The sequence below is a fragment of the Halomarina halobia genome (assembly GCF_029338575.1).
Classification (GTDB): Archaea; Halobacteriota; Halobacteria; order Halobacteriales; family Haloarculaceae; genus Halomarina; species Halomarina halobia.
Window position 1 is genome coordinate 466,918 of sequence record NZ_CP119992.1, and the last position, 23,940, is coordinate 490,857.

The 23,940-nt window shown below is 67.5% G+C and carries 18 protein-coding genes and 1 tRNA gene; 11 read left to right on the plus strand and 8 right to left on the minus strand.

The window, feature by feature from the left end; translation table 11 throughout:
- The first annotated feature begins 51 nt into the window (after window positions 1-51).
- The 4 genes from P1K31_RS02485 to P1K31_RS02500 are packed head-to-tail and all read left to right on the plus strand — an operon-like array spanning window position 52 to window position 7,694.
- Window positions 52-2,124: a PrkA family serine protein kinase gene (locus P1K31_RS02485; RefSeq protein WP_276304698.1), complete on the plus strand. Its 2,073-nt coding sequence runs from the start codon at window positions 52-54 to the stop codon at window positions 2,122-2,124.
- Window positions 2,121-4,400, plus strand: coding sequence for a PrkA family serine protein kinase (locus P1K31_RS02490; protein ID WP_276304699.1), 2,280 nt, complete (start codon window positions 2,121-2,123; stop codon window positions 4,398-4,400). Before P1K31_RS02485 ends, P1K31_RS02490 begins: the two co-directional genes overlap by 4 nt.
- Window positions 4,391-5,710 carry a YeaH/YhbH family protein gene (locus P1K31_RS02495; RefSeq protein WP_276304700.1) on the plus strand — a complete coding sequence of 440 codons (1,320 nt, stop codon included), beginning with the start codon at window positions 4,391-4,393 and terminating at the stop codon, window positions 5,708-5,710. Before P1K31_RS02490 ends, P1K31_RS02495 begins: the two co-directional genes overlap by 10 nt.
- On the plus strand, window positions 5,703-7,694 hold the full coding sequence (locus P1K31_RS02500) for a SpoVR family protein (protein ID WP_276304701.1): 1,992 nt from the start codon (window positions 5,703-5,705) through the stop codon (window positions 7,692-7,694). The genes P1K31_RS02495 and P1K31_RS02500 overlap by 8 nt, the downstream gene beginning before the upstream one ends.
- A gap of 67 nt (window positions 7,695-7,761) precedes the next feature.
- On the opposite strand, the gene P1K31_RS02505 is transcribed toward P1K31_RS02500, so the two are convergent.
- From P1K31_RS02505 to P1K31_RS02530, 6 genes are all read right to left on the minus strand, one after another.
- The gene (locus P1K31_RS02505) at window positions 7,762-8,454 is read right to left on the minus strand and encodes a class I SAM-dependent methyltransferase (RefSeq protein ID WP_276304702.1); all 693 of its coding nucleotides are present in this window, start codon (window positions 8,452-8,454) and stop codon (window positions 7,762-7,764) included.
- Between the two features lie 85 nt (window positions 8,455-8,539).
- Entirely contained in the window at window positions 8,540-10,528 is a 1,989-nt protein-coding gene (locus tag P1K31_RS02510; RefSeq protein ID WP_276304703.1) for an AMP-dependent synthetase/ligase, read from the minus strand.
- Between the two features lie 162 nt (window positions 10,529-10,690).
- Entirely contained in the window at window positions 10,691-11,116 is a 426-nt protein-coding gene (locus tag P1K31_RS02515; protein WP_276304704.1) for an Hsp20/alpha crystallin family protein, read from the minus strand.
- 148 nt (window positions 11,117-11,264) lie between these two features.
- Window positions 11,265-11,555 (minus strand): DdfA family disk-determining factor, encoded by a 291-nt coding sequence (ddfA, locus tag P1K31_RS02520; protein WP_276304705.1) that lies wholly within the window; start codon window positions 11,553-11,555, stop codon window positions 11,265-11,267.
- Window positions 11,556-12,099: 544 nt separating this feature from the next.
- Window positions 12,100-12,174 (minus strand) — tRNA-Glu (locus P1K31_RS02525).
- Window positions 12,175-12,218: 44 nt separating this feature from the next.
- Window positions 12,219-14,189 (minus strand): 3-hydroxyacyl-CoA dehydrogenase/enoyl-CoA hydratase family protein, encoded by a 1,971-nt coding sequence (locus tag P1K31_RS02530; RefSeq protein WP_276304706.1) that lies wholly within the window; start codon window positions 14,187-14,189, stop codon window positions 12,219-12,221.
- Between the two features lie 123 nt (window positions 14,190-14,312).
- Here P1K31_RS02530 and P1K31_RS02535 point away from each other — a divergent pair, with 123 nt between their 5' ends.
- Complete coding sequence (locus P1K31_RS02535) at window positions 14,313-15,467, plus strand: acyl-CoA dehydrogenase family protein (protein ID WP_276304707.1); 1,155 nt, start codon at window positions 14,313-14,315, stop codon at window positions 15,465-15,467.
- A 487-nt stretch (window positions 15,468-15,954) separates the two neighbouring features.
- Window positions 15,955-16,542 (plus strand): serine O-acetyltransferase, encoded by a 588-nt coding sequence (gene cysE, locus P1K31_RS02540; RefSeq protein WP_276304708.1) that lies wholly within the window; start codon window positions 15,955-15,957, stop codon window positions 16,540-16,542.
- A 39-nt stretch (window positions 16,543-16,581) separates the two neighbouring features.
- On the opposite strand, the gene P1K31_RS02545 is transcribed toward cysE, so the two are convergent.
- Window positions 16,582-17,133, minus strand: a complete 552-nt coding sequence (locus P1K31_RS02545; RefSeq protein WP_276305764.1) for a DNA-3-methyladenine glycosylase family protein — start codon at window positions 17,131-17,133, stop codon at window positions 16,582-16,584.
- A gap of 252 nt (window positions 17,134-17,385) precedes the next feature.
- Window positions 17,386-18,744, minus strand: a complete 1,359-nt coding sequence (locus P1K31_RS02550; RefSeq protein WP_276304709.1) for a putative ATP-dependent zinc protease — start codon at window positions 18,742-18,744, stop codon at window positions 17,386-17,388.
- A 144-nt stretch (window positions 18,745-18,888) separates the two neighbouring features.
- On the opposite strand from P1K31_RS02550, the gene P1K31_RS02555 reads away from it, so the two are divergent.
- From P1K31_RS02555 to P1K31_RS02575, 5 genes are all read left to right on the plus strand, one after another.
- Window positions 18,889-19,908: a succinylglutamate desuccinylase/aspartoacylase family protein gene (locus tag P1K31_RS02555; protein WP_276304710.1), complete on the plus strand. Its 1,020-nt coding sequence runs from the start codon at window positions 18,889-18,891 to the stop codon at window positions 19,906-19,908.
- Between the two features lie 131 nt (window positions 19,909-20,039).
- Window positions 20,040-20,456, plus strand: coding sequence for a succinate dehydrogenase, cytochrome b556 subunit (gene sdhC / locus P1K31_RS02560; protein WP_276304711.1), 417 nt, complete (start codon window positions 20,040-20,042; stop codon window positions 20,454-20,456).
- Window positions 20,457-20,822, plus strand: a complete 366-nt coding sequence (locus P1K31_RS02565; protein WP_276304712.1) for a succinate dehydrogenase hydrophobic membrane anchor subunit — start codon at window positions 20,457-20,459, stop codon at window positions 20,820-20,822.
- A gap of 4 nt (window positions 20,823-20,826) precedes the next feature.
- Complete coding sequence (locus tag P1K31_RS02570; RefSeq protein ID WP_276304713.1) at window positions 20,827-21,717, plus strand: succinate dehydrogenase/fumarate reductase iron-sulfur subunit; 891 nt, start codon at window positions 20,827-20,829, stop codon at window positions 21,715-21,717.
- Window positions 21,718-21,748: 31 nt separating this feature from the next.
- The gene (locus tag P1K31_RS02575) at window positions 21,749-23,584 is read left to right on the plus strand and encodes an FAD-binding protein (RefSeq protein ID WP_276305765.1); all 1,836 of its coding nucleotides are present in this window, start codon (window positions 21,749-21,751) and stop codon (window positions 23,582-23,584) included.
- Window positions 23,585-23,940: the final 356 nt, after the last annotated feature.

The window sequence follows — 23,940 nt, forward strand, 5'->3', positions numbered from 1 at the left end:
GCTGTCCGTTCCGGGCGAACCGGGAATGAGACATACCGTCTCCGTGATACCATGACAGGCGACATGGAAACCCTCGAAGAACTCAGTCGGGAGTACCGGGATTCGATACCGGCGGATCTGCGCGAAACCCGGACGTTCGACTGGTATCTCCGCGAGGTGTACGAAGAGCCGCGGATCGCGCGTAACGCACACCAGCGCGTCGCGGACATGTTCGATTACTACGGCACCGAGTACGACGAGCGACTCGGGGTCGTCGAGTACCGCCTCGCCAGCGAGGACCCGCTCCACGACGGCGAGAACACCTTCTACGGGCGCAACATCCACGAAGCCATCCACGAGTTCGTGAACAAGGTGAAGAGCGGCGCCCGCGGCCTCGGGCCGGAGAAGCGCATCAAGCTCCTGCTCGGGCCGGTCGGCTCCGGGAAGTCCGACTTCGACCGACAGGTGCGCCGATACTTCGAAGACTACACCGCCCGGGACGACGGGCGCATGTACACGTTCCGCTGGACGAACCTCTGTGACGTCATCCGGGATCAGGATCCGGCGGACGACGTGGTACGCTCGCCCATGGACCAGGACCCGATCGTCCTGCTCCCGCAGGCCCAGCGCGACCGCGTCATCGACGACCTCAACGAGCGCCTCGACGCGCCGTACACCATCCGCAACGAGCAGAGCTTAGACCCCGCGAGCGAGTTCTACATGGACAAGCTGCTCGAGCACTACGACGACGACCTCCAGCGGGTCCTCGAGAACCACGTCGAGATCATGCGGCTGGTGGCCGACGAGAACAAGCGCCAGTGCGTCGAGACGTTCGAGCCGAAGGACAAGAAGAATCAGGACGAGACCGAGCTCACCGGCGACGTCAACTACTCGAAGCTCGCCGTCTACGGCGAGTCCGATCCCCGCGCGTTCGACTACTCGGGGGCGTTCTGTAACGCCAACCGCGGCATCTTCTCCGGCGAGGAGCTGCTGAAGCTCCAGCGGGAGTTCCTCTACGACTTCCTGCACGCGACCCAGGAGCAGACGATCAAGCCGAAGAACAACCCGCGCATCGACATCGACCAGGTGATCGTCGGACGCACCAACATGCCCGAGTACAAGGACAAGAAGGGCGACGAGAAGATGGAGGCGTTCAACGACCGCACCAAGCGCATCGACTTCCCCTACGTGCTCCAGTACGACGAGGAGTCGAAGATCTATCGGAAGATGCTGCGCAACGCGGACGTGCCCGACATCCACGTCGAGCCCCACACGCTGGAGATGGCCGGCCTCTTCGGCGTCCTCACCCGCATCGAGGAGCCCACGGGCGGCACCGTCGACATCGTCCAGAAGGCGAAGGCCTACAACGGCGAGATCGACGACGGCGACGACACCGACGTGAAGAAGCTCCGCGAGGAGGCCGAGGAGACGGCCGACATCGGCGAGGGCATGGAGGGCGTCTCACCGCGGTTCATCGGCGACGAGATCGCCGAGGCGATCATGGACTCGATGCACCGCGGGCGGGACTTCCTCTCGCCGCTCACGACGTTCAACCACCTCGAGACCAACCTCGAGAACCACGGCTCCATCCCCGAGGACCGCTTCGAGCGGTACTACCGGTACCTGGAGATGGTCCGCGAGGAGTACAGGGAGCGCGCCATCGAGGACGTTCGCCACGCGCTCGCCTACGACGTGGACGAGATCCAGCGCCAGGGCGAGAAGTACATGGACCACGTCATGGCCTACATCGACGACGACACCGTCGTCGACGAGATCACCGGCCGCGAGCAGGAACCCGACGAGAAGTTCCTCCGGAGCGTCGAGGAGAAGCTCAACATCCCCGAGGACCGCAAGAACGACTTCCGCCAGGAGGTCTCGAACTGGGTCTCGCGGCGCGCCCGCGAGGGGACGAGCTTCAACCCCCAGGACAACGACCGCCTGCGCCGCGCCCTGGAGCGCAAGCTCTGGGAGGACAAGAAGCACAACATCAACTTCTCGGCGCTGGTGTCGAGCGGGGAGATGGAGGACGACGAGCGCAACGCGTGGATCGAGGCGCTGACGGACCAGGGCTACTCGCGCGAGGGGGCTAAGGAGGTGCTCGAATTCGCCGGCGCGGAGGTCGCCCGAACCGAGATGGAGGAATGAGCCGGGATTTCATCGGGGAGGCGGACCGCGCGCTGACGGAGACCTACGAGGAGCCGATGAGCCTCGCGGAGTACGTCGACCGGGTGTTCGAGCAGCCGCGCATCGCCTCCCACGCGAGCAAGTACCTGCTCGAGGCCATCGAGGCCGCGGGGACGCGCGCGGTCGTCGAGGAGGGCGAGGAGAAGGAGCGCTACCGTTTCTTCGACGACCCCTACAACGACGGCGAGCACGCCATCCTCGGCAACACCGAGGTCCTGAACGAGTTCGTCGACGACCTGCGCTCCATCGCCGCCCGCCGGGGGAAGGAGGAGAAGATAATCTGGCTCGAGGGGCCCACCGCGACCGGCAAGAGCGAGCTGAAGCGCTGTCTCATCAACGGCCTGCGCGAGTACTCGAAGACGGACGAGGGGCGGCGCTACACCGTCGAGTGGAACATCTCGGGCGCGGACACCGAGGGGTCCGGCCTCACCTACGGCGAGGCCCCGGTGAGCAACGACGAGGACTGGTACGTGAGCCCGGTTCAGGCTCACCCGCTCTCGGTGTTCCCCAAGGACGTCAGGCGGGAACTCCTCGCGGACCTCAACGACCGCCTCGACGACCACATCGACATCCAGGTCGAGGGGCGACTCGACCCGTTCTGCCGGGAGGCCTACGACTACCTGGAGGAGCAGTACCGCAGGCGCGGCCGGGACGACCTCTTCTCGGCCGTGACGGATCCGAAGCACCTCCGGGTGAAGAACTTCGTCGCCGACGTGGGGACCGGCATCGGCGTCCTCCACTCCGAGGACGACGGGACGCCCAAGGAGCGCCTCGTCGGGTCGTGGATGCACGGGATGCTCCAGGCGCTCGACTCGCGCGGGCGGAAGAACCCGCAGGCGTTCAGCTACGACGGCGTGCTCTCGCAGGGCAACGGCCTGCTCACCCTCGTCGAGGACGCCGCCCAGCACGCCGACCTGCTCCAGAAGCTGCTCAACGTCCCCGACGAGGGGAGCGTGAAGCTCGACAAGGGGATCGGGATGGACATCGACACCCAGCTGCTCATCATCTCCAACCCGGACCTCGAGGCCCAGCTGAACCAGCACGCCGAACGCCACGGGCAGGACCCGCTGAAGGCGCTGAAGCGGCGGCTCGACAAGCACGAGTTCCGGTACCTGACGAACCTCTCGCTGGAGGCCGAGCTGCTGCGCCGGGAGCTCACCAACGAGACGACGGTGTGGACGGCGACGACGTACGACCGGCTCGAGGAGAAGATCCGCGAGCCGGTCGCCATCGACGTGCGGGACAACCGCCGGCGCGTGAACCGCAAGGAGCTCGCGCCCCACGCGATCGAGGCGGCGGCGCTGTACAACGTCGTGACGCGCCTCGACACCGAGGACCTGCCGCCGGGACTCGACCTCGTCGACAAGGCGCTGCTGTTCGACGCCGGCTACATCCAGGACGGCGACGAGCGCCGCGACAAGGACGACTTCGAGTTCGGCACGAACGCCCGCGACGGCCAGCAGGGCATCCCCGTCACCTACACGCGCGACGTCATCGCCGACCTGCTGCACGAGCAGAGCGACCGCCACCACCCTGACCTCCCGGTCGAGCACGTCATCATGCCCCGCGACGTCCTGAACGGCATGGCAGACGGGTTCGTCGACGCGCCTGTGTTCTCGAACGCGGAACGGACGGAGTTCGAGAACCGGCTCGTGCAGGTGAAAAATCGGATCTTCCGCCAGCAGGAGCGGGACGTGCTCACGGCCATCATGCGCGACAAGCGCGTCGACGAGGCAACCGTCGAGGAGTACGTCGAGCACGTCTACGCCTGGAACGAGGGCGAGACCATCACCAACGACCGCGGCGAGGAGGTCGAACCGGACCCGCTCAAGATGAAGGTGTTCGAGATCGAGCACCTCGGGCGGTTCGACGAGTCCCACTACGACGGGACGCAACCGCTGCCCGCCGTGCGGACCTTCCGCACGGAGAAGGTGATGACCGCGCTCAACCGCCACGCGTGGCGACACCGCGACGAGGAGTTCCGGATGGGCGACATCGAACTGAAGGAGATCCCGGTCATCCGCGCGGTGCTCGGCAGCCACGACTGGGACGACGTCCGCCGGGTGTTCGAGGACTTCGACCCCCGCCAGTGGGACGACCCGCCGACGGGCACGGAGACGAAGGCGGTGAAGGAATCGACGATCGACGACATGCAGGACCTCTTCGGCTACAGCGCCGCCTCGGCGGAGCTGACCAGCCGACACGTCATGAGCCAGGTGAGTTACCGATGGGACTGAGAGACGACCTCGAGCGGTACCGCGAAGTGGGCGAGGCCCGCAGGCAGGACCTCTCGGAGTTCATCCAGTACGGCGACCTCGGCCAGAGCCTCCCCGAGGAGGTGCGCATCCCCATCAAGATCGTGGATCTCCCGGAGTTCGCCTACGACCGCCTCGACCAGGGTGGCGTGGGGCAGGGCCAGGGCGGGACGCCCGACGTGGGCGACCCGGTCGGCCAGCCACAGCCCCAGCCGGGCGACGGCGACGGCGAGGAGGGCCAGGCCGGCGAGGAGGGAGCCGACCACGAGTACTACGAGATGGACCCCGAGGAGTTCGCCCAGGAACTCGACGAGGAACTGGGGCTGACGCTGGAGCCGAAGGGCAAGCGCGTCATCGAGGAGAAGGAGGGCGACTACACGGACATCACCCGCACCGGTCCCGCGAGCACCCTCGACTTCGAGCACCTGTTCAAGGAGGGGCTGAAGCGCAAGCTGGCGATGGACTTCGACGGGTCGTACGTCCGCGAGGCGCTCCGCGTCGAGGGGTGGGGCCCCGACGAGGTGTTCGCCTGGGCGCGCGAGAAGAACATGCCCGTCTCGCGGGCCTGGATCGTCGACGCGGCCTCCGAGATCCCCGAGACCGAGCGCGACCGCTGGGCGAGCATCGAGGAGATGGAGGCCGAGGTCGAGGAGGAGACGCCGATCCAGCGCATCCGGCGGGAGGGCCTGCGGCAGATCCCATTCCGTCGCGAGGACGAGCGCTTCCGCTACCCCGAGATCGTAGAGGAGCGCGAGAAGAACGTCGTCGTGGTGAACATCCGCGACGTCTCCGGCAGCATGCGCGAGAAGAAACGCGAACTGGTCGAGCGCACGTTCACCCCGCTCGACTGGTACCTCACCGGCAAGTACGACAACGCCGAGTTCGTCTACATCGCCCACGACGCCGAGGCCTGGGAGGTCGAGCGCGAGGAGTTCTTCGGCATCCGCAGCGGCGGCGGCACGCGCATCTCGAGCGCGTACGAGCTCGCCAAGGAACTGCTGGAGGAGTACCCGTGGAGCGAGTGGAACCGCTACGTCTTCGCGGCGGGCGACTCGGAGAACTCCTCGAACGACACCGAGGAGCGGGTCATCCCGCTGATGGAGGAGATCCCGGCGAACCTCCACGCCTACGTGGAGACTCAGCCGTCGGGCAACGCCATCAACGCGACGCACGCCGACGAGGTGGAACGGCACTTCAAGGGGAGCAACGACGTGGCCGTCGCCTACGTCACGGGCCCCGACGACGTGGTCGACGCCATCTACACCATCCTGAGTACAGAGGACAATGAGTGAACCAGAGCGCATCCGGAAACAGCAGGTCGCCGCCTCGCTGCGGGAACCCGTACGCGAAGCGGCCGCCCTCGCGGAGAAGCTGGGACTCGATCCCTACCCCGTCAACTACTGGATCATCGACTACGACGAGATGAACGAACTCATCGCCTACGACGGGTTCCAGGAGCGGTACCCGCACTGGCGGTGGGGGATGAAGTACGACCAGCAGCGAAAGCAGCGGCAGTTCCTCGGCGGCAAGGCGTTCGAGATCGTCAACAACGACGACCCCGCCCACGCCTTCCTCCAGGAGTCAAACACGACCGCGGATCAGAAGGCGGTCATCACGCACGTCGAGGCGCACTCCGACTTCTTCAAGCACAACCAGTGGTTCGGGCTGTTCAGCGACACGCCGGACGCCGCCCGGATGCTCGCCAGTCACGCGCGCATCGTCGAGTCGTACATGAACGACCCGGACATCGACCGCGAGGAGGTCGAGGCGTTCATCGACCACGTGCTCTGCCTGGAGGACTGCATCGACCAGCACGACCCGTTCACCCCGGTCGCGACGGGCGGCGACGAGCCGTTCGAGGCCGAGGACATCGCCGAGCGGCTCGACCAGCTCGGGCTGAGCGACGAGGTGAAGCGGCAGGTGTTCAGCGACGAGTGGCTCGAATCCCAGCGCGGGACGTCCGACGAGGCGCGCTTCCCCGCGGAGCCGGAACTCGACGTCATCGCGTTCCTGCGCAACCACGGCAAGCGCTACGACCGCGACGCCGGCAAGGCCGTCGACTTCGAGGACTGGCAGCTCGAGGTGCTCGACGTGCTCCGCCGGGAGGCGTACTACTTCGCCCCCCAGCGGATGACGAAGGTGATGAACGAGGGGTGGGCGGCCTACTGGGAGTCCATGATGATGGCCGAGGAGGGGTTCGCCGACGAGAACGAGTTCGTCGACTACGCCGACCACCAGTCGATGGTGCTCGGTTCGCCGGGGTTCAACCCCTACAAGCTCGGCAAGGAGCTGTGGGAGTACATCGAGAACACGACCAACCGCCGGGAGGTCGCCGAGAAGCTCCTGCGCGTCCGGGGGATCACCTGGCGGAACTTCTCCGACCGGGTGGACCTCGACGCGGTCCTCGCGGCGCTCGAACCGGACCCCGCGATCGCCCACGTCGACTCGGACTCGCTCGACGCGCTCGATCCGGACGACCCGCGCGTCGACGCCGAGGCGCTGGCGGCGGCGAGGGCGGGCGAGGTCGACGTCGGTCGCTACCCCTGGAAGGTGCTCACCTACGAGGGGCTGTGCGAGCGCCACTACTCGCTGGTGAAGCGCCAGCACCGGGGGTTCCTGAAGCGCCTCTCCCAGACCGACCTGGAGCGCATCGCGCGCTACATGTTCGACGACGACCGGTACGGGAGCGTCGAGGAGGCGCTCGCGGACGTGGACCGCCGTCGCGGCTGGGACCGGATGCGCGAGATCCGCGAGAGCCACAACGACGTGACGTTCCTCGACGAGTTCCTCACCCAGGAGTTCGTCGAGGAGAACCACTACTTCACCTACGAGTACACCCACACGACCCGGGACTACCGCGCCACCAGCACGGACGTCGAGGACGTGAAGAAGAAGCTCATGCTCCGCTTCACGAACTTCGGCAAGCCGACGGTGGTCGTCGAGGACGGCAACTACAACAACCGCAACGAACTGCTGCTCGGCCACCAGTACAACGGGGTCATGCTGGACGTAAAGCAGGCCCAGCAGGTACTCGAACGCGTCTTCGAGCTGTGGGGGCGGCCGGTCAACCTGAAGACCATCGTGAAGGAACTCGACGATCACGACGTCGAGGTGGCCCGGCGGCGCGACCGCGAACCGATCCCCGAGGAGCGCGGGAAGCTCATCCGCTTCGACGGCGAGGAGTTCGCGACGCGGGATCTCCCCTGGGACGAGGTCGAGCACCTCGCCGCGACGGACGTCGACTACGACACGAAGCCCGAGGAGTGGCTGGCGTGAGGTCGAGCGAGCGCGTTCCTCCGCCTCCCTCGCTCCCGAACGCGCCCCGCTGAGTACCGGCTGCGCACTACTTCCGCGGCGGTCGGAACGCCCGGAGCGTGTCCCGTCCGACCGGCTCCGACTCGATCTCTGTGAGTCCCAGTTCGGCGAAGATCCGCCCCCAGTCACGGTAGTACAGCGGGAACTCGCCGTTGACGTAGTTCACGTCGATCACGCCCGATCGGCGGCGACCGTCGTCCCCCGCGCCCTCCGCTCTCCCCCGGTCGCTCTCCCCCTCGGGTCCGTCCTCCCCGTCGCGATCGCTCCGCCCCTCGTGTTCCACCGTGACGAGGAGGTCCCGCGCGATCCGGGGGAGTTCCCCGAAGACCCACCCGTTGTCCGGGTGGACGTGTTGCAGCGTCTCGACGGAGAACACGGCGTCGAACCGATCGTCGTCGAAGTCGGTGACGACGCTCTCGATGGCGTCGGCGTGGAACGTCACGCGCGCGGCGAGCTCGGGCGCGGTCTCCTCCATCACGCGGAACGCCTCGTCGTTGACGTCGATGCCGTGTAAGTCCTCGTACCCGTGGTCGTGCAGGTGAGAGAGGTGTCGGCCCGAACTGCAACCGAGCTCCAGGACGGTCGCCTCCCGTCCGACGACGGAGTCGAGGAGCCCGCGGATCCGTTCGCTGGTTTCGTTGGGGCCGTAGTAGGCGTAGTAGCTCGGCGAGAACTCGCCCGACCGCTCCGCCCACCGTCGGATGACCTCTGAGGAGTCCACTAGTAGCCACAGCGCCCCCGGCGGTAAAGGTCACTCGACTCCCGCGTCCCTCGTACCTCACGAGCCGCCCGGGACTCCCGGGGCGTCAGTCGCCCGCCAGCGGGGCCTCGGCGTAGAGGTCCATCACCTCGCCCTCATAGCGGTCCAGGATGGTGCGACGCTTCTTCTTCATCGAGGGCGTGAGCATGTCGTTCTCGACGGTCCACTCCTCGGGGACGAGTTCGAAGCGCTTGATCCGCGCTTCGCTCTCGAGGGTTGCGTTGACGGCCTCCACCGATTCGGCAACCCAGGCACGAACCCGGTCGTCCCGGCAGACGGCCGCGGGGTCGTCGGGGAGGTCGATACCCGCCCGGTCGGCCCACTCGCGGGCGGCCTCGAAGTCGAGCACGACGAGCGCCCCGACGAACTTCCGGTCGTCGCCGACGACCATCACCTGCTCGACGCGGTCGCTCGTCGAGAACGCGTCCTCGATGGGGCTGGGGGCGACGTTCTTGCCGGTCGAGAGCACCAGCAACTGCTTGAGCCGGTCGTGGAAGATCAGGTAGCCGTCGTCGGTCTGCTCGACGATGTCGCCGGTGCGGAAGTAACCGTCCGCCGTGAACGCCGCCTCGGTGGCGTCAGGACGTTCCCAGTAGCCCGCCGTCACGTTCGGCCCCCGCACCAACAACTCGCCGATCTCGCTTCGCGCGCGGCGCTTCCGATCCTCGGAGACGACCGACTCGTCGAGTCGCACCTCCACGTCCACGAGCGGCGGACCCAGGGTTCCGGGCCGGGGATCCTCCGGCGGGTTGACGGAGACGACGGGGGCGGTCTCCGTCAGCCCGTACCCCTCGAGGACGTGGAGTCCCATGCCGGCGAACAGTTCGGCGAGGTCGAGAGAGAGGCTCCCGCCGCCGCTGATGAAGAACTCGATCTCGCCGCCCATGCGCGTCCTGATCGTCCGGTAGACGAGGCGGTCGTACAGCGCGTGGCGCAGCCGGAGGCCGACGCCCGGACTGTCGGTGCGCGCCCGCTCGCGGGCCGTCTCGACCGCCCGCTCGAAGATGCTCGACTTCAGGTCGGACTCGCTCGCCCGCTCGCGCATCGAGTCGTAGATCCGCTCGTAGACGCGGGGAACGCTCGTGACGTTCGTCGGGCTGACGAGGCGGATGTCCTCCGCGACGGTGTCCGCGGACTCCGCGTAGTTGACGCACGCGCCGCTCGCGAGCGGGAACAGGTGCCCCGCCGTGCGCTCGAAGATGTGTGCGAGCGGGAGGAACGACAGCGTCCGGCAGTGCTCGTCGAACACCGCGAGGTTCTCCGGCTTGTCGGGGCGCGGTCCGACGCGCCTCCTGATGCCGTTTATGTTCGCCCGGAGGTTCGCGTGCGTGAGCCGTACGCCCTTCGGCTCACCGGTCGTCCCCGACGTGTAGACGAGCGTCGCCAGGTCGCCGGGCGACCGTTCGTTGAGCCACGATTCGAGGTCGGCGGGATCGAACGCCTCGCGGCCGCGCTCGTAGACCTCCCCGAGCGTGAACACGTCGTCCCGGTCGGCGTACCCCGTAACCTCGTCGATCACCACGACGAAGGAGAGGTCGAGCGCGTCCTCCACCTCGAGGACGCGCTCGAGCAGTTCCGCGTTCTCGACGACGACGCCCGTCGCCCCCGGGTTCGAGAGCAGGTACGACGCCTTGCGGGGGGTGGACTCGGCGTACACCGTCGTTACGACCGCTCCCGCCTGCAGCAGCGCGAAGTCGGTCTGGGCCCACTCCATGCGGGTGTTCGCGAAGATCCCGACGCGGTCGCCGCCCGTCACTCCGAGGGTACGAAAGCCCGCCGCGAGCCCGTGGACCACGTCCCGCATCTCACGGTAGGTCAGCGTGGCGTAGTCGCCCGGCGGGGCCGGCTCGATAGCGTCCACCTCGACGAGCGACCGGTCGTGAACGCCGCCCTTGTAGCCCTGCGCCGGCCGGTCGGCGTTGCGCTTCGCGCTCGCCTCGAACAACCGCCCGGTGGTGTCGGAGCCGATGACCGCGTCGGTGTACTCGCGCTCCTGTTCGAGGAGGTCCGCCGTCCGTCGTCGGTCGGGAGCCATCGTCGGCGCACACATTGCGAGTGATATACATCAATGTTACCGTAGTTCATGACGGAGAGACGAAGGATCGGTGTTCGACCGAGCGGGCGGCGGCCGACCATCGGCCGACGTGCGTGGCGGAACCCGCGCAGGGCCGACCCCACGACCGACGTCGCGGGCAGTCTACTCGATGTCGATCCGGTGGGCGTCGTCGCCCGCGTCGGCGGTGGGGAGTCGCACTTCAAGCACGCCGTTGCGGTAGGACGCGGTGACCTCCTCGGCGAGCACGTCGCCGGGGATCGTCACCTGCTCGAAGACGTTGCGCCGACGGGCGCTGGTCTCGTCCGCGACCTCGTGGTCGCCCGAGAGCGTCAGGACCCCGTCATCGAACGTGAGTTCGAGTTCGTCCCGCTCGAAACCGGGGAGATCCGCGTGGACGACGTACCCGTCGTCGTCCGTCTCGATACTCACGTTCGCGCCGGCCGTCGCTCCCGACGGCCACCGGCGGTCCGGCGTCGGGACGGACAGGTCCCAGGTGCCGAGCATCGAGTGACGCATCTGGTCGAACACGCGCTCCATCTCCTCGAAGGGGGTACGTCTATTCATCATAGCTGTTCGGTACTCCCTAACGATGCTCGAGATATTAAGGATTGCGAGAACGGTGATATCACGTGTTTTGAGGGCTCTACACCGAGACTAACTAGAAGTAACCGAGAGCGTGTAACGCACGCGCGCCGTCCGTGAACCGGCGAGGTCCCTACGGTTCGACGAGGATCGTCCCGTTGCTCTCGACGGTGACGTGGCACCCAGCGAACCGAAACCGGATGCGGCCGTCGATGCTCGGTTGCCTTTCCGGGCCGGGACAGAACAGCTCGTCGAGCGCGTCCGGATCGACGGCCTCGTACAGCGAATCGAGGGCCATCGGATCCACGTCCACCACCGCGCCGACGGCCTGCATGACCGTGATACTCAGCGATCCCGGCTCGGTCATGTCGTGGAACGCGCGGTACGCGATGCCGTCGTCGGTCGCCACCGGTTCGGGGGACACCGTCTCGCGGGATGAGTCGGCCGTTATCATTCGTGCTACCTCTCTTGTTGGAGTGCGGCGCAAAAGTACAAGAAGGTTCGTCAGACAATATTATAATAATTGCTAATTAATATTATTATTGTAATAGATGGATTAATAACACAGTTACGGGACGGTGTTCGGTTCCGAGGGGAAGGCGGGCGGGGTTCGAGGCGACCGACGACCTTCTAGTTGTGATTCCCGTCGGGGTATTCGGCGGAGTGCGGTCTAACGTGCTCGGCTACATCGCCCGAGTAATCGCGTTCGCTCCCCACGTTCGTCGCAGAACGCTCGGTCGGGGAGTTGAACACGTGAAGACGTTCCGGGCTGCGGCGCGAAGCGCCGTTCCGGGCGTGCGACTTCCCTGCTCAAATCCACTCTCTGCGCGCTTTTTTCACTTCGTTCGAAAAAGTACTCGGTCGGGGATTTGAACCACGCCCGAGAACCTGCGCTTCGCGCAGAACCTCGGTCTCCTTCGAATCGCCCGAGTGGTCGCGTTCGCTTCTCACATTCGTTCGTCGCAGAATGCTCGGTCGGGGATTTGAACCCCGGTCGTTGGCTCGAAAGGCCAACATGATTGGCCGGACTACACCAACCGAGCCGTACGGAAACGATTCGCCGTCGGCCGGTTAAGTGTTCCGAGTTTTACTGACCCTGGAACTCGGGGTCGCGGTCGCCCATGAACGCGGTGATGCCCTCCATGAGGTCGTCGGTGTTCATGAGGTGGCCGAACGCCTGCGCCTCCAGTTCGAGGCCGGCGTCGATGTCCTCCCAGCCGCGGAGCATCGCACGCTTGGTGAACAGCTGGGCGATCGGCGGACCGCCGGCGAGCCGCTCTGTGAGGTCGAGCGCCGCCTCCTCGAACTCGGTGTGCGGGACGACCTCGTTCACGAACCCCCAGTCGGCCATCGTCTCGGCGTCGAAGCGATCGGAGGTGAAGACGACCTGCTTCGCCCGACCCATGCCGATGAGCCGCTGGAGGCGCTGGGTGCCGCCCCAGGCGGGCAGGAGGCCGAGGCTGTGCTCCGGCAGGCCGAGTTCCGAGCGGTCGCTGGCGATCCGCAGGTCGGCGCAGGCGGCGAGTTCGAGCCCGCCGCCGAGCGCGAAGCCGTCGATCCCCGCGACGACCGGCATCGGGGTCTCCTCGAACCTGCCGAACGTGGCCTGGCCCTTCTTCGAGAGCTCGATGGCCGAGAGCGGCTCCGCGTTGGCGGCGAAGCCGGAGACGTCCGCCCCGGCGGAGAACGCGCGATCGCCCTTGCCCGTGACGAGGATGGCGCGCACGTCGTCGTCCCCCTCGAACAGGTCGACGGCCGCCGAGAGCTCCTCGAGCACGTCCGCGTTGATCGTGTTCATGCGCGCCTCGCGGTCGAGCACGATGTGCCCCACGTGCTCGCGGGGGTACTCCACGCTGATCGTGGTGAACTCGATCCCCTCCACGTCCTCGCTTCCGCCGTGGAAGCCGCCGGAGTGGGCGGCCTCGCGGAGGCCGTCCGCGACCGCGTAGCGCGCCGCGCCGGTCTCCTCGTAGAGCTCCTCCAGCGTCTCCACGAGCGCGTCGAGACCGACGCCGTCGGCCATCTTCGCCGGGCCTTCGGGGTAGCCCGCGCCGAGCATCACGGCCTGGTCGATGTCGCGCGGCGGCGCGACGTCCCCCTCGACGAGGTGGCCGACCTCGTTCGCCATGATCGCGAGCAGGCGCAGCTTCACGTCCTCGCGCGTCTCGTCGGTGGGGATCTGCGCCCCCTCGCCGCCCTCGTAGTCGTAGAACCCCCGCCCCACCTTCTTGCCGTAGCGCTCCTCCTCGACGGTCTCCTCGAGCAGCGGGCAGGGCTCGTAGGCCTCCCCGAGCACCTCGTTCATGTACTCCAGGACGTGATAGGTGACGTCGTTGCCGACCTGGTCGCCGAGTTCGAACGCGCCCATGGGCAGGCCGATGTCGAACTTGACGGTGGAGTCGACCTCCTCCATGGTGGCGGTTCCGTCCTCGACGGTCCAGCAGGCCTCGTTCATCAGGGGGACGAGCACGCGGTTGACGATGAACCCGGGGACGTCCTTGCGGACGCGGACCGGCGTCTTGCCGAAGGCCTCGGCGAGATCCTCGGCGAGTTCGAGCGTCCGCTCGTCTGTGTGCGCCCCCGAGATGACCTCGACAAGCGCCATGCGGACCGGCGGGTTGAAGAAGTGCATCCCGCAGAACTGCCCGGGGCGCTCGGTCACCTCCGAGAGGTCGGTGATCGACAGCGAGGAGGTGTTCGTGGCGAGGATCGCACGGTCGGGGGCGTACTCGACCACGTCGCCGTAGACGTCCTTCTTGATGTCCATCTTCTCCGGGACCGCCTCGATGACGAAGTCGACGTCGCCCACGGCCTCCTCCATGTCGACGACGGGCGTGATCCGGTCGAGGCTGGCGTCGGCCTCCTCCCGCGTGATCTGGTCCTTCTCGGCGAGCTTGTCGAGACTCCACTCGATCTGCTCGTAGCCGTTCCGGACGAACTCCTCGTTGATGTCGCGGAGCATCACGTCGTAGCCGGCCATCGCCGCGACTTCGGCGATGCCGTGACCCATGTTTCCGGCCCCGAGAACCGCAATAGTCTCGATGTCGTCGAATTCCATAGTGACGTTCGTAGCGTCTCACGCGGGAATGTTCAACGTTTCCCATCCGCTCGACGACAACCGGTTGCGAGTTTACAGACTGCGGAAAATGATTATGTGGAAACGACGGCGAGGTAAACCGACATGGACTTCGAGCTGTCCGACGAGCAGAGGCAGATCAGAGAGGAGATCCGTCGCTTCGCGGAAAACGAGATCGCCCCCGTCGCCCGGGAGTACGACGTGGAGGAGAAGTTCCCGTTCGAGGTGCTCGACCGGGCCGCCGAGATGGGTCTCAGCGGGGCCAACATCCCCGTCGAGTACGGCGGCGCGGGCTACAGCGCCCTCGAGACCGCCCTCGTCGTCGAGGAGCTGTTCGCCGTCGATCCCGGCATCGCGCTCTCGATCACGGCGACGACGTTCGGCAGCGACGCCATCATGGAGTTCGGCACCGAGGACCAGAAGGAGCGGTTCCTAGAGCCGGTCGCCACGGGCGAGGCTATCATGGGCGCGGCCATCTCCGAGCCGGACACCGGAAGCGACGTCTCCTCCGTCTCCACGCGCGCCGAGAAGGAGGACGACGGGTGGGTGATCGACGGCAACAAGATGTGGATCACCAACGGGACCGTCGGCGACTTCTTCGTCGTCATGTGCGAGACCGACTCCGAGGCCGAGGGGCGGTACAACGGCTTCTCGCAGATCGTCGTCGAGGCCGATCGCGACGGCTTCACGGCCGAGAAGATCACCGGCAAGCTCGGCATCCGCGCGAGCGACACCGCGGAGCTGATCTTCGACGACGTGCGCGTCCCCGAGGAGAACCTCGTCGGCACCCGTGGGATGGGCTTCCTCCAGCTCATGCAGTTCTTCGACGTGACCCGGACGATGGTCGCCGCGCAGGGCGTCGGCATCGCCAAGGGGGCCTGCGAACGCGCGCTCGACTACGCGACGGAGCGCGAGCAGTTCGGCCGCCCCATCGGCGACTTCCAGGCCATCCAGCACAAGCTCGCGGACATGCACACGCGCACCGAGGCCGCCCGCCAGCTGACCTACAAGTCGGCGTGGAGCGTCGACAGCTCCGACGAGCAGCTGACGACGCTCGCCTCGATGGCGAAGGAGTTCGCCTCCCGCGTCGCCGTCGACTGCGCCAACGAGGCCGTCCAGATCCACGGCGGGGCCGGCTACGTCAACGACTTCGACGTGGAGCGGCTCTACCGCGACGCGAAGATCACACAGATCTACGAGGGCACGAGCGAGATCCAGAAGAACATCATCGCCCGCGAGCTGCTCGGTAAGGGCTTCTAAACCACCACCTTTTTCTTCGTCGGGTGCGCTCGCTTCGCGAGCGCACCGCTCCTCGAAAAATCTGGACCAAAAAGGGCCGGGCGCGAACTCCGTTCGCGCCCGGTGAACCGCGCCGCGAAGCGGCGCGGACGCTCGATGGCCTCGTTTGGGTCGGTTCGCGTCGGCCTTGACCGACATAGCGTCTCCGTAGTATAGACGCACGGCTGGTCCAGTCCGAGAGCGTCACCCGTCTCCAGCGACGATACCGGATCGGACGTTCACGGAGTGTGTGGATCTACGGCCACCGTCGGTCGTGCTACGGTCGCACAGTCTCGCCACCCTTTTGTCCACACCGTGAGAATAGCCGAGCATGCGCGACAGCATCGGTCGCCGTCGGTCGTTCGCTCACCGCTCGCTCCGGAGCCCGTGCTGTCGCTGTTGAGTCCGCTGTTCTCACCTCCGGCCAGTTTCGCCAGACGACCGCACGCCACGATACTCACCACGCACCATGTTCGATCGACTCAGAGAGGACGTTCGTACCGCCCTGGAGACAGATCCGGCCGCCAAGAGCGCCACGGAGGTGTTCCTGACCTACCCCGGCGTCCATGCCCTGTGGTTCTACCGCGCGGCGGCGCACCTGCTCGACGCCGGCCACCCGCTCGCCGCCCGCGTCGTCTCGCACGTCGCCCGCGTCCTGACCGGCGTCGAGATCCACCCCGGCGCGACCATCGGGCGACGCCTGTTCATCGACCACGGGATGGGCGTCGTCGTCGGCGAGACCGCCGAGGTGGGCGAGGGCGTCCACATGCACCACGGCGTCACGCTGGGCGGGAACTCCCCGGAGCCCGTCAAGCGCCACCCGACCGTCGAGGACGGCGTCCTCATCGGCGCGAACGCGACGCTCATCGGCGACATCACGGTGGGCGAGGGCGCGCGCGTGGGTGCCGGGGCCGTCGTCGTCGAGGACGTCCCCCCGGGGACGACCGTCGCGGGCGTCCCGGCGAGACCGGTCGGCGACGCGGCCGCTGACGGTGCCGACGGGAGGCCGTCGGAGCGCGCCCGGCACAGCTGCGACGGACGCCGCTCGGCGGGGTGACGACGGCGGATCGACGGCCGGCGACGCGCGGCCCGTCCGCTACCCGTCGGACTCGTACTCGGCCCACACGTACCGCATCGCGTGGCTCCGGTACGGACGCCACCGCTCGGCGATCGCCCGCATCTCCTCGCGGGTCATCTCCTCGCCGTTCCCGTAGATCTGCCGGATGCCGTTACGGATCCCGAGGTCGCCGAGCGGGAGCACGTCGTCGCGGCCGAGGACGAACATGAGGTACATCCGGGCGGTCCACTCCCCGACACCCTTGATGCGGGTGAGTTCCTCGATGACCTCGTCGTCCGTGTGATCGGCGAGCCCCTCGCGGGTGAGGTCGCGCTCTACGAACGCCTCGGCGGCGTTCCGAACGTAGTCCACCTTGGTCCGCGAGAGGCCCGCCTCACGGAGCGCCTCGCGGTCGGCGGCGAGCACCGTCTCCGGCGTCACGTCGCCGAGGAGGGCGAAGACCCGATCGCGGACGGCGGCGGCGCTCGCCGTCGAGAGTTGCTGGTTGATGATGCTGACGCAGAGGCGCTCGAACTCGTCGTCGGCCGGGGACGTGTCGATGGGACCGTGCCGATCGACGAGGTCGGCCATCACCGGATCCCGGCGCAGGACGTCCAGCGCGTCTTCGTTCGCGGGTGGTTGCACGCTCGACCGAACGGAGCGGGGGCTCTCGACTGTTACGTTCTCGGCTGACAGGCACCACCGGACCGCCGGGGACCGCGAGGTGACGTGGTGCGCTCCCGCTGCCCACCCCGCGTCGGCTCTCAGCTCACGGGGAGGGTTGGTCCCGTTCTCGTACAAAAAGGTACGCCGAGGCCGAGGGTGACCGGAGTGCGGGTTACGCTACTCCTCGAGCGCTTCCTCGTCGTCGGAGCTGGGGGCGTCGCCGTCGGCGCGACGGCGTACGTCCACGCGATAGTGCTGGAGGATGTCGCGCCCGAGCAGCAGCGGGTAGTCCATGTGGCTGCGGTCCTCGACGCTGGCGGTGACGGTGTGCTGGCGGCCGCCGATGCCGATGACGAGGTCGACCACGGGCCGTGCCTTGCCGGACTTCACGCTGCCGGACTTCACGCGCGTCATGCTCTTGATCGGCCCCGCGCCGATCTCGGCGGCGAGGGAGGTGTCGATGCTGGTGCGGGTCGCGCCCGTGTCCGACTTCGCGAGCGCGCCGGTCGAGCCGCTGGTCCCGCTGACGACGACCTCCTCGATGTAGCCGATGAGGGGGGCCTCCTCCTGCTCCATCGGGTCGATCCGGGGCATGCTCGCGGGCGTCGAGTCGTCGAGCGTCGCGGACAGTTCGCGCACGCGCTCCTCGTCGACGGTGCCGCCCACCCGCTCGATGGCCATCTTCGCGATGTAGGGGGCGGGACTGCGCCCGGTCGCCTTGTAAAGCCCCTTGAAGCCCGCCGTGGGGTTCACCTCGAGGACGAACCAGCCGTCTTTTCCCTTCACGAGGTCGACGCCGGCGTAGTCGAGGCCCAGCACCTCGGCGGCGTAGAGGGCCGTCTCCGCGGCCTCGGTCGGGAGTTCGCCGGTCATGTCCTCGACGGCCCCGCCGAGGGCGACGTTCGTGCGCCAGTCGCCCTCCGGGGCGAAGCGACGCATGGCCCCGATGATCTCCTCGCCGACGACGTACACCCGGAGGTCGCTGTGCCTCTCGTCGTCGAGTTCGATGAGCTTCTGAAGGAACGCCTGTCGGTTGCCGACCTTCGGGTTGACGGGCTCGGTCAGGTCCACCTTCCACGTCCCGCCGCCGTGGGTGCCGATGGCCGTCTTGTAGACGCCGACGTCGCCGAAGCGGCCGCGGTTGCGGTTGAGGCCGTCGTTCGAGAGCGCGAGCAGGGCGTCCGGGACCCGGATGTTCCAGTCCGCGAGCGTCACCGCCGTCGCGAACTTGTGGATGGCGGTGAGGACCGCCCCCGGCTGGTTGAGCATCGGACGGAGGCGGTTGAACGTCGTCGCGAGACCGAGCCCCTCCGCCGGCTCCTCCGTGTTCGAGAGCAGGAGGCGATTCGCGACGATGTCCACCTCGGGTTCGATCGTCACCTCCCCGTCCTCGATCGAGATAGCCGTGTTCTCCGCGCGAAGCCACTCCGAGACGTGGCCGAGGTCGTCGACCGCGTTCAGGATGGCCTTCGTCTCCTTGCTGTTGTGGAGCGAGAGAACGCCGACTCGTACCCGGTTTTCGTCAGTGGTGGACATACCGCGATTCAACAGTGCCCCCGGACAAATGTGTGCCGGTCTTAGAGGGCTATGGCCTCCTCTCGATCGTAGCTGGTTGTGACGAACTGTCGTGCGCGATCGTGAGACGCGGGCGATATATACCGTCCGGGACAGTTCTCCGCCATGGCAGAGCCCGAGGCGTTCACCTACAACGGGGGGACGGTCGCCCCCGGTGAGACGCAGAACCTCCGCTACAGCGTCAGCGAGACGTACCTCGGCGACCCGGTTCGCATCCCCGTTACGATCGTCAACGGCGAGCGCCCCGGACCGACGGTGTTCCTGAGCGCCGCGTCCCACGGCGACGAGTTGAACGGGATCGAGGTCGTCCGCGAGGTGGCACACACCTGGGATCACGCCACGCTGGCCGGAACGCTCGTCTGTCTCCCCGTGCTCAACGTCCCCGCGTTCATCGCCCAGCAGCGCTACCTCCCCATCTACGACCGCGACCTCAACCGGTCGTTCCCCGGCAGCGAGACGAGTACCGGGGCCAAGCGCATGGCCTACCGCATCTTTCGGAACTTCCTCGACCCCTGCGACTACGGCCTCGACTTCCACACCTCGACGCGCGGGCGGACCAACATGCTCCACGTCCGCGCGGACATGGAGGACCCGGAGGTGGCGCGCCTCGCGAACGCGTTCGCCTCGAACGTCATCCTGTCGAGTGAGGGGGCCGAGGGGACCCTCCGCCGGGAGGCGAGCGAGGCCGACACGCCGACCATCACCGTGGAGATGGGCGAGGCCCATCGGTTCCAGCGCTCGCTCATCGACCGGGCGCTCGACGGCGTCATGAGCGTGCTCGCGGAGTTCGGCCTCCGCCCCGCGGAGCAGGTGCGCTGGCCGGGCTGGCGGACGGTCATCGACGACAGCGGCGAGAAAACGTGGCTCCGGGCGGACGTGGGCGGCCTCGTCGACATGAAGTACGAGCGCGGGACGCTCGTCTACGAGGGCGACGTCATCTGCACCATCTCCGACCCGTTCCGCGCGGACACGGAGACGGTCGAAGCCCCGTTCACCGGCCTGCTCGTCGGCGTGCTCGAGAACCCGCTCGTCTACCCCGGTAACCCGCTCTGTCACCTCGTGAAGCTGGAGGAGAAGACCCTCCGCGCGCTCGAACAGGAGCAGTCCATCGCCCGCACGCCCTGATCGTCCCCGTCGATTCTCGACTCTCCCCGTCGCGTATCGGGGAGCCGGTCGCCGCCGTCGGCCCTCGCGAGTCCGCTCGCACGGGGAGTTAGTAACTACTATACCCGCACGCCCCCCTGCGACAAACACACATGAGCCAGTCGTACGACAGGGGGCTCGTCGAGGACTTCGGCCGCTGGCGGGAGTTCTCCGCCGGTATGTGGGCGTGGGTGTTCCACAAGTTCACCGGCTGGGTCCTCATCGGGTATCTCTTCACGCACATCGCCGTCCTGAGTACGGCCGTGCCCGCCGCGAACGGCGTCACCGCCGCCGGGGGCACGGACATCTACACCGCGACGCTGCAGGGCCTCGAGGGGCTGATCGTCGTGCGCTTCCTCGAGGTGGGGCTGCTCGCGGTGGCCGTCTTCCACATCCTGAACGGCGTCCGCCTGCTGTTCGTCGACCTCGGCGTCGGCCTCCGCGCGCAGGACAGGAGCTTCTACGCCTCGATGATCCTGACGGGCGCGATCGTCGTCGCGAGCGTGCCGTCCTTCCTGGGGGGACTGTAGATGGCGGAGCACTACTCCTCCTTCGAGCGGGGCGGCACCAAGTGGCTCCTCCAGCGGCTGACGGCGGTGTTCCTCATCGGCGTGCTCGCCTTCCACTTCATGCTGCTTCACTTCGTGAACCACGCCTACGAGATCACCTTCGCCGGGACGCAGGCCCGCATGGGGCAGATCGGCTACTTCGCCACGATGTGGCTGTTCCTCGTGACGGCGACGTTCCACGGCGTCAACGGCGTCTACAACGCCCTCATCAACCAGGGGCTCGCCGGGACGCGAAAGCGGATCGTCGGGGCCGTCCTCGCGCTCGCGAGCCTCGCGCTCGTCGCACAGGGCACCTACGTGGCGCTGGCGATGAACGGCTTCCTCTAACACAATGAGTACGCAAATCACCGAATCCGAGACCGAATCCGAGACCGAGACCGAAGAGCAATCCGCGGGCGGGGCGACCGCCGCCCAGCAGCAGCGCAGGCTGGAGGCGAAGCGCGCCCGCGCCGAGGCCGAGGAGGCGGAGCGGACCGCGGAGGAGAGCGCGCTCGACGGGGAGACGTACACCCTGAAGGTCTTCCGCTACGACCCGGAGGTGGCGGGGAAGGAGCGCCCGCGCTTCGACGAGTTCGTCGTCCCCTACCGCAAGGGGATGACGGTGCTCGACGCGCTCATCTACGCGCGCGACCACTACGATTCCTCGCTCACCTTCCGGCACTCCTGCCGGCAGGCCATCTGCGGGTCGGACGCGATGTTCGTCAACGGCAGCCAGCGTCTCTGCTGTAAGACCCAGCTGAGCGACCTCTCGAACCCCGTGCGGGTCGAGCCGCTGCCCCACCAGGAGGTCGTGAAGGACCTCGTCGTGGACATGCAGCACTTCTACGACCAGATGGACGCGGTCGAGCCGTTCTTCCAGACGAACGACCTGCCCTCGGGGCTGGACGAGCAGCAGCAGACGCGCGAGAACCGCGAGAAGATCAAGATGTCCACGCGCTGCATCTGGTGCGCCGCGTGCGTCTCCTCGTGCAACATCGCCGCCGGCGACAACGAGTACCTCGGCCCCGCCGCCATCAACAAGGCCTACCGCTTCGCGATGGACGAGCGCGAGGGCGAGGACCTGAAGCAGCACCGCCTGGAGATCATCGAACAGGAGCACGGCGTGTGGCGGTGTCAGACGCAGTTCTCCTGCACGGAGGTCTGCCCGAAGGACATCCCGCTCACGAAGCACATCCAGGAGCTGAAGCGCGAGGCGGTGAAGAACAACCTCAAGTTCTGGTAATCCGAATACGACTACAAGACTACTCATGGCTATTCACGAACACGACGTCATCGTCGTCGGCGGCGGGGGTGCCGGCATGCGGGCGGCGATCGCGGCGAACGAGGAGGGGGCGGACACCGCAATCGTCTCGAAGCTCCACCCGGTCCGGAGTCACACGGGCGCGGCCGAGGGCGGCATCAACGCCGCCCTGCGCGACGGCGACTCCTGGGAGGACCACGCGTACGACACGATGAAGGGGTCGGACTACCTCGGCGACGCCCCGGCGGTCGAAACGCTCTGCCAGGACAGCCCCGAGGAGACCATCCAGCTCGAACACTGGGGGATGGCGTTCTCCCGCGACGAGGACGGGCGCGTCTCCCAGCGCCCGTTCGGCGGCCTCTCGTTCCCGCGCACCACCTACGCGGGCGCGGAGACGGGCCACCACCTGCTCCACACGATGTACGAGCAGGTCGTGAAGCGGGGGATCCGCGTCTACGACGAGCACTACGTCACGCGATTGGCGGTCACCGACCACGAGAACCCCGAGGACCGGCGCTGCCACGGCGTCGTCGGCTACGACATCAAGACCGGGCGCATCAACGGCTTCGTCGCGAACAAGGGGGTCGTCGTCGCGACCGGCGGCCCCGGCCAGATGTACGACCACACCACGAACGCGGTCGCCAACACCGGCGACGGTGCCGCGATGGCCTACCGCGCGGGCGTCCCGCTGCAGGACATGGAGTTCGTGCAGTTCCACCCGACCACGCTGCCGTCGACGGGGGTGCTCATCAGCGAAGGCGTCCGCGGGGAGGGCGGTATCCTCTACAACAGCGAGGGCGAGCGCTTCATGTTCGAGCGCGGGTACGCGAACAACGTCGGCGAACTCGCCTCCCGCGACGTGGTCGCGCGCGCAGAGCAGACCGAGGCGAACGAGGGCCGCGGCTTCGAGGACGACAGCGTCATGCTCGACATGCGCCACCTCGGCGAGGAGCGGATCATCGACCGCCTCGAGAACATCCTCCACCTCGCGGAGGACTTCGAGGGCGTCGACGCGCTCGAGGAGCCGATGCCGGTCAAGCCCGGCCAGCACTACGAGATGGGCGGCATCGAGACCGACGAGAACGGCGCGACGTGCATCGAGGGGCTGTACGCCGCGGGCGAGTGCGCCTGCGTCTCGGTCCACGGCGCGAACCGGCTCGGTGGCAACGCCCTGCCCGAGCTCATCGTCTTCGGCGCGCGAGCGGGCCGCCACGCGGCCACCCGACAGCCCGAGACGGCACAGATCCGGACCGGTCCCTCCGCGAAGACGGAGGACGGGTCCGTCGACTCCCCGGTCGCGCTAGGCGAGATCGACGCGGGGACGGACGACGTCGCCGCGGACGGCGGGGCGCTGCTCGACGCGACCCCGGACGCGGTCGTCTCGCGCGCCGTCGAGCGGGAGGGGACGCGCGTCGAGCGGCTGATGGAGCGCGACGGCGTCAACCACGCCGAGATCCGCGCCGACCTCCAGAAGTCGATGACGCGGAACGTCAACGTCTTCCGCAACGAGGACGGCCTGAAACAGGCGCTCCGCGACATCCGTCGCGCCCGCGAGCGCTACCTCGACGTCGCCGTCAGCGACCCCTCGCGCACCTTCAACACGGACCTCATCCAGACGATCGAGACGCGGAACCTCATCGACCTCGCGGAGGCGCTGACGCTCGGCGCGCTCGCGCGCGAGGAGTTCCGCGGCGCACACTGGCGCGAGGAGTTCCAGTTCCGCGACGACGAGAAGTGGCTCAAGCACACGCAGGTCGCGTGGACCGACGGCCGGCCGGAGCTGTACTACACGCCCGTCATCCTCGAGGGCGAGGGCGGGAAGTACGAGCCGAAGGTCAGAAGCTACTGACCGCACCGGTCGTGCGTCGCGGACGGTCACCGTCGCGGCGGCGGACGAAGCGACGCATGTCGCCCGCCCACCGCTAGACGTCAGCCGCTTTCCGTGGTGATCGGAGCAACGTTATCCCTCGCGTAGGATAAAAACCGCACGGCCGAGGCATCCCGTACGGAGTACCAGTGTCTATTTCTGGTCACTCGGAGTAGACGTACTGGCGCGGAAGGGTACGCGTGGTAGAAGTCGCGACGCCGGTACTCACGAGTCGACCGGCGGGACCAAGGGCTTCGCGTGGTTCGATTCCCGCCCCTTCCGCTGCGTTTTCGGAGGACACCTCCACCGCCGTCACTGTTGTGGCCGTTCAGGGTGCG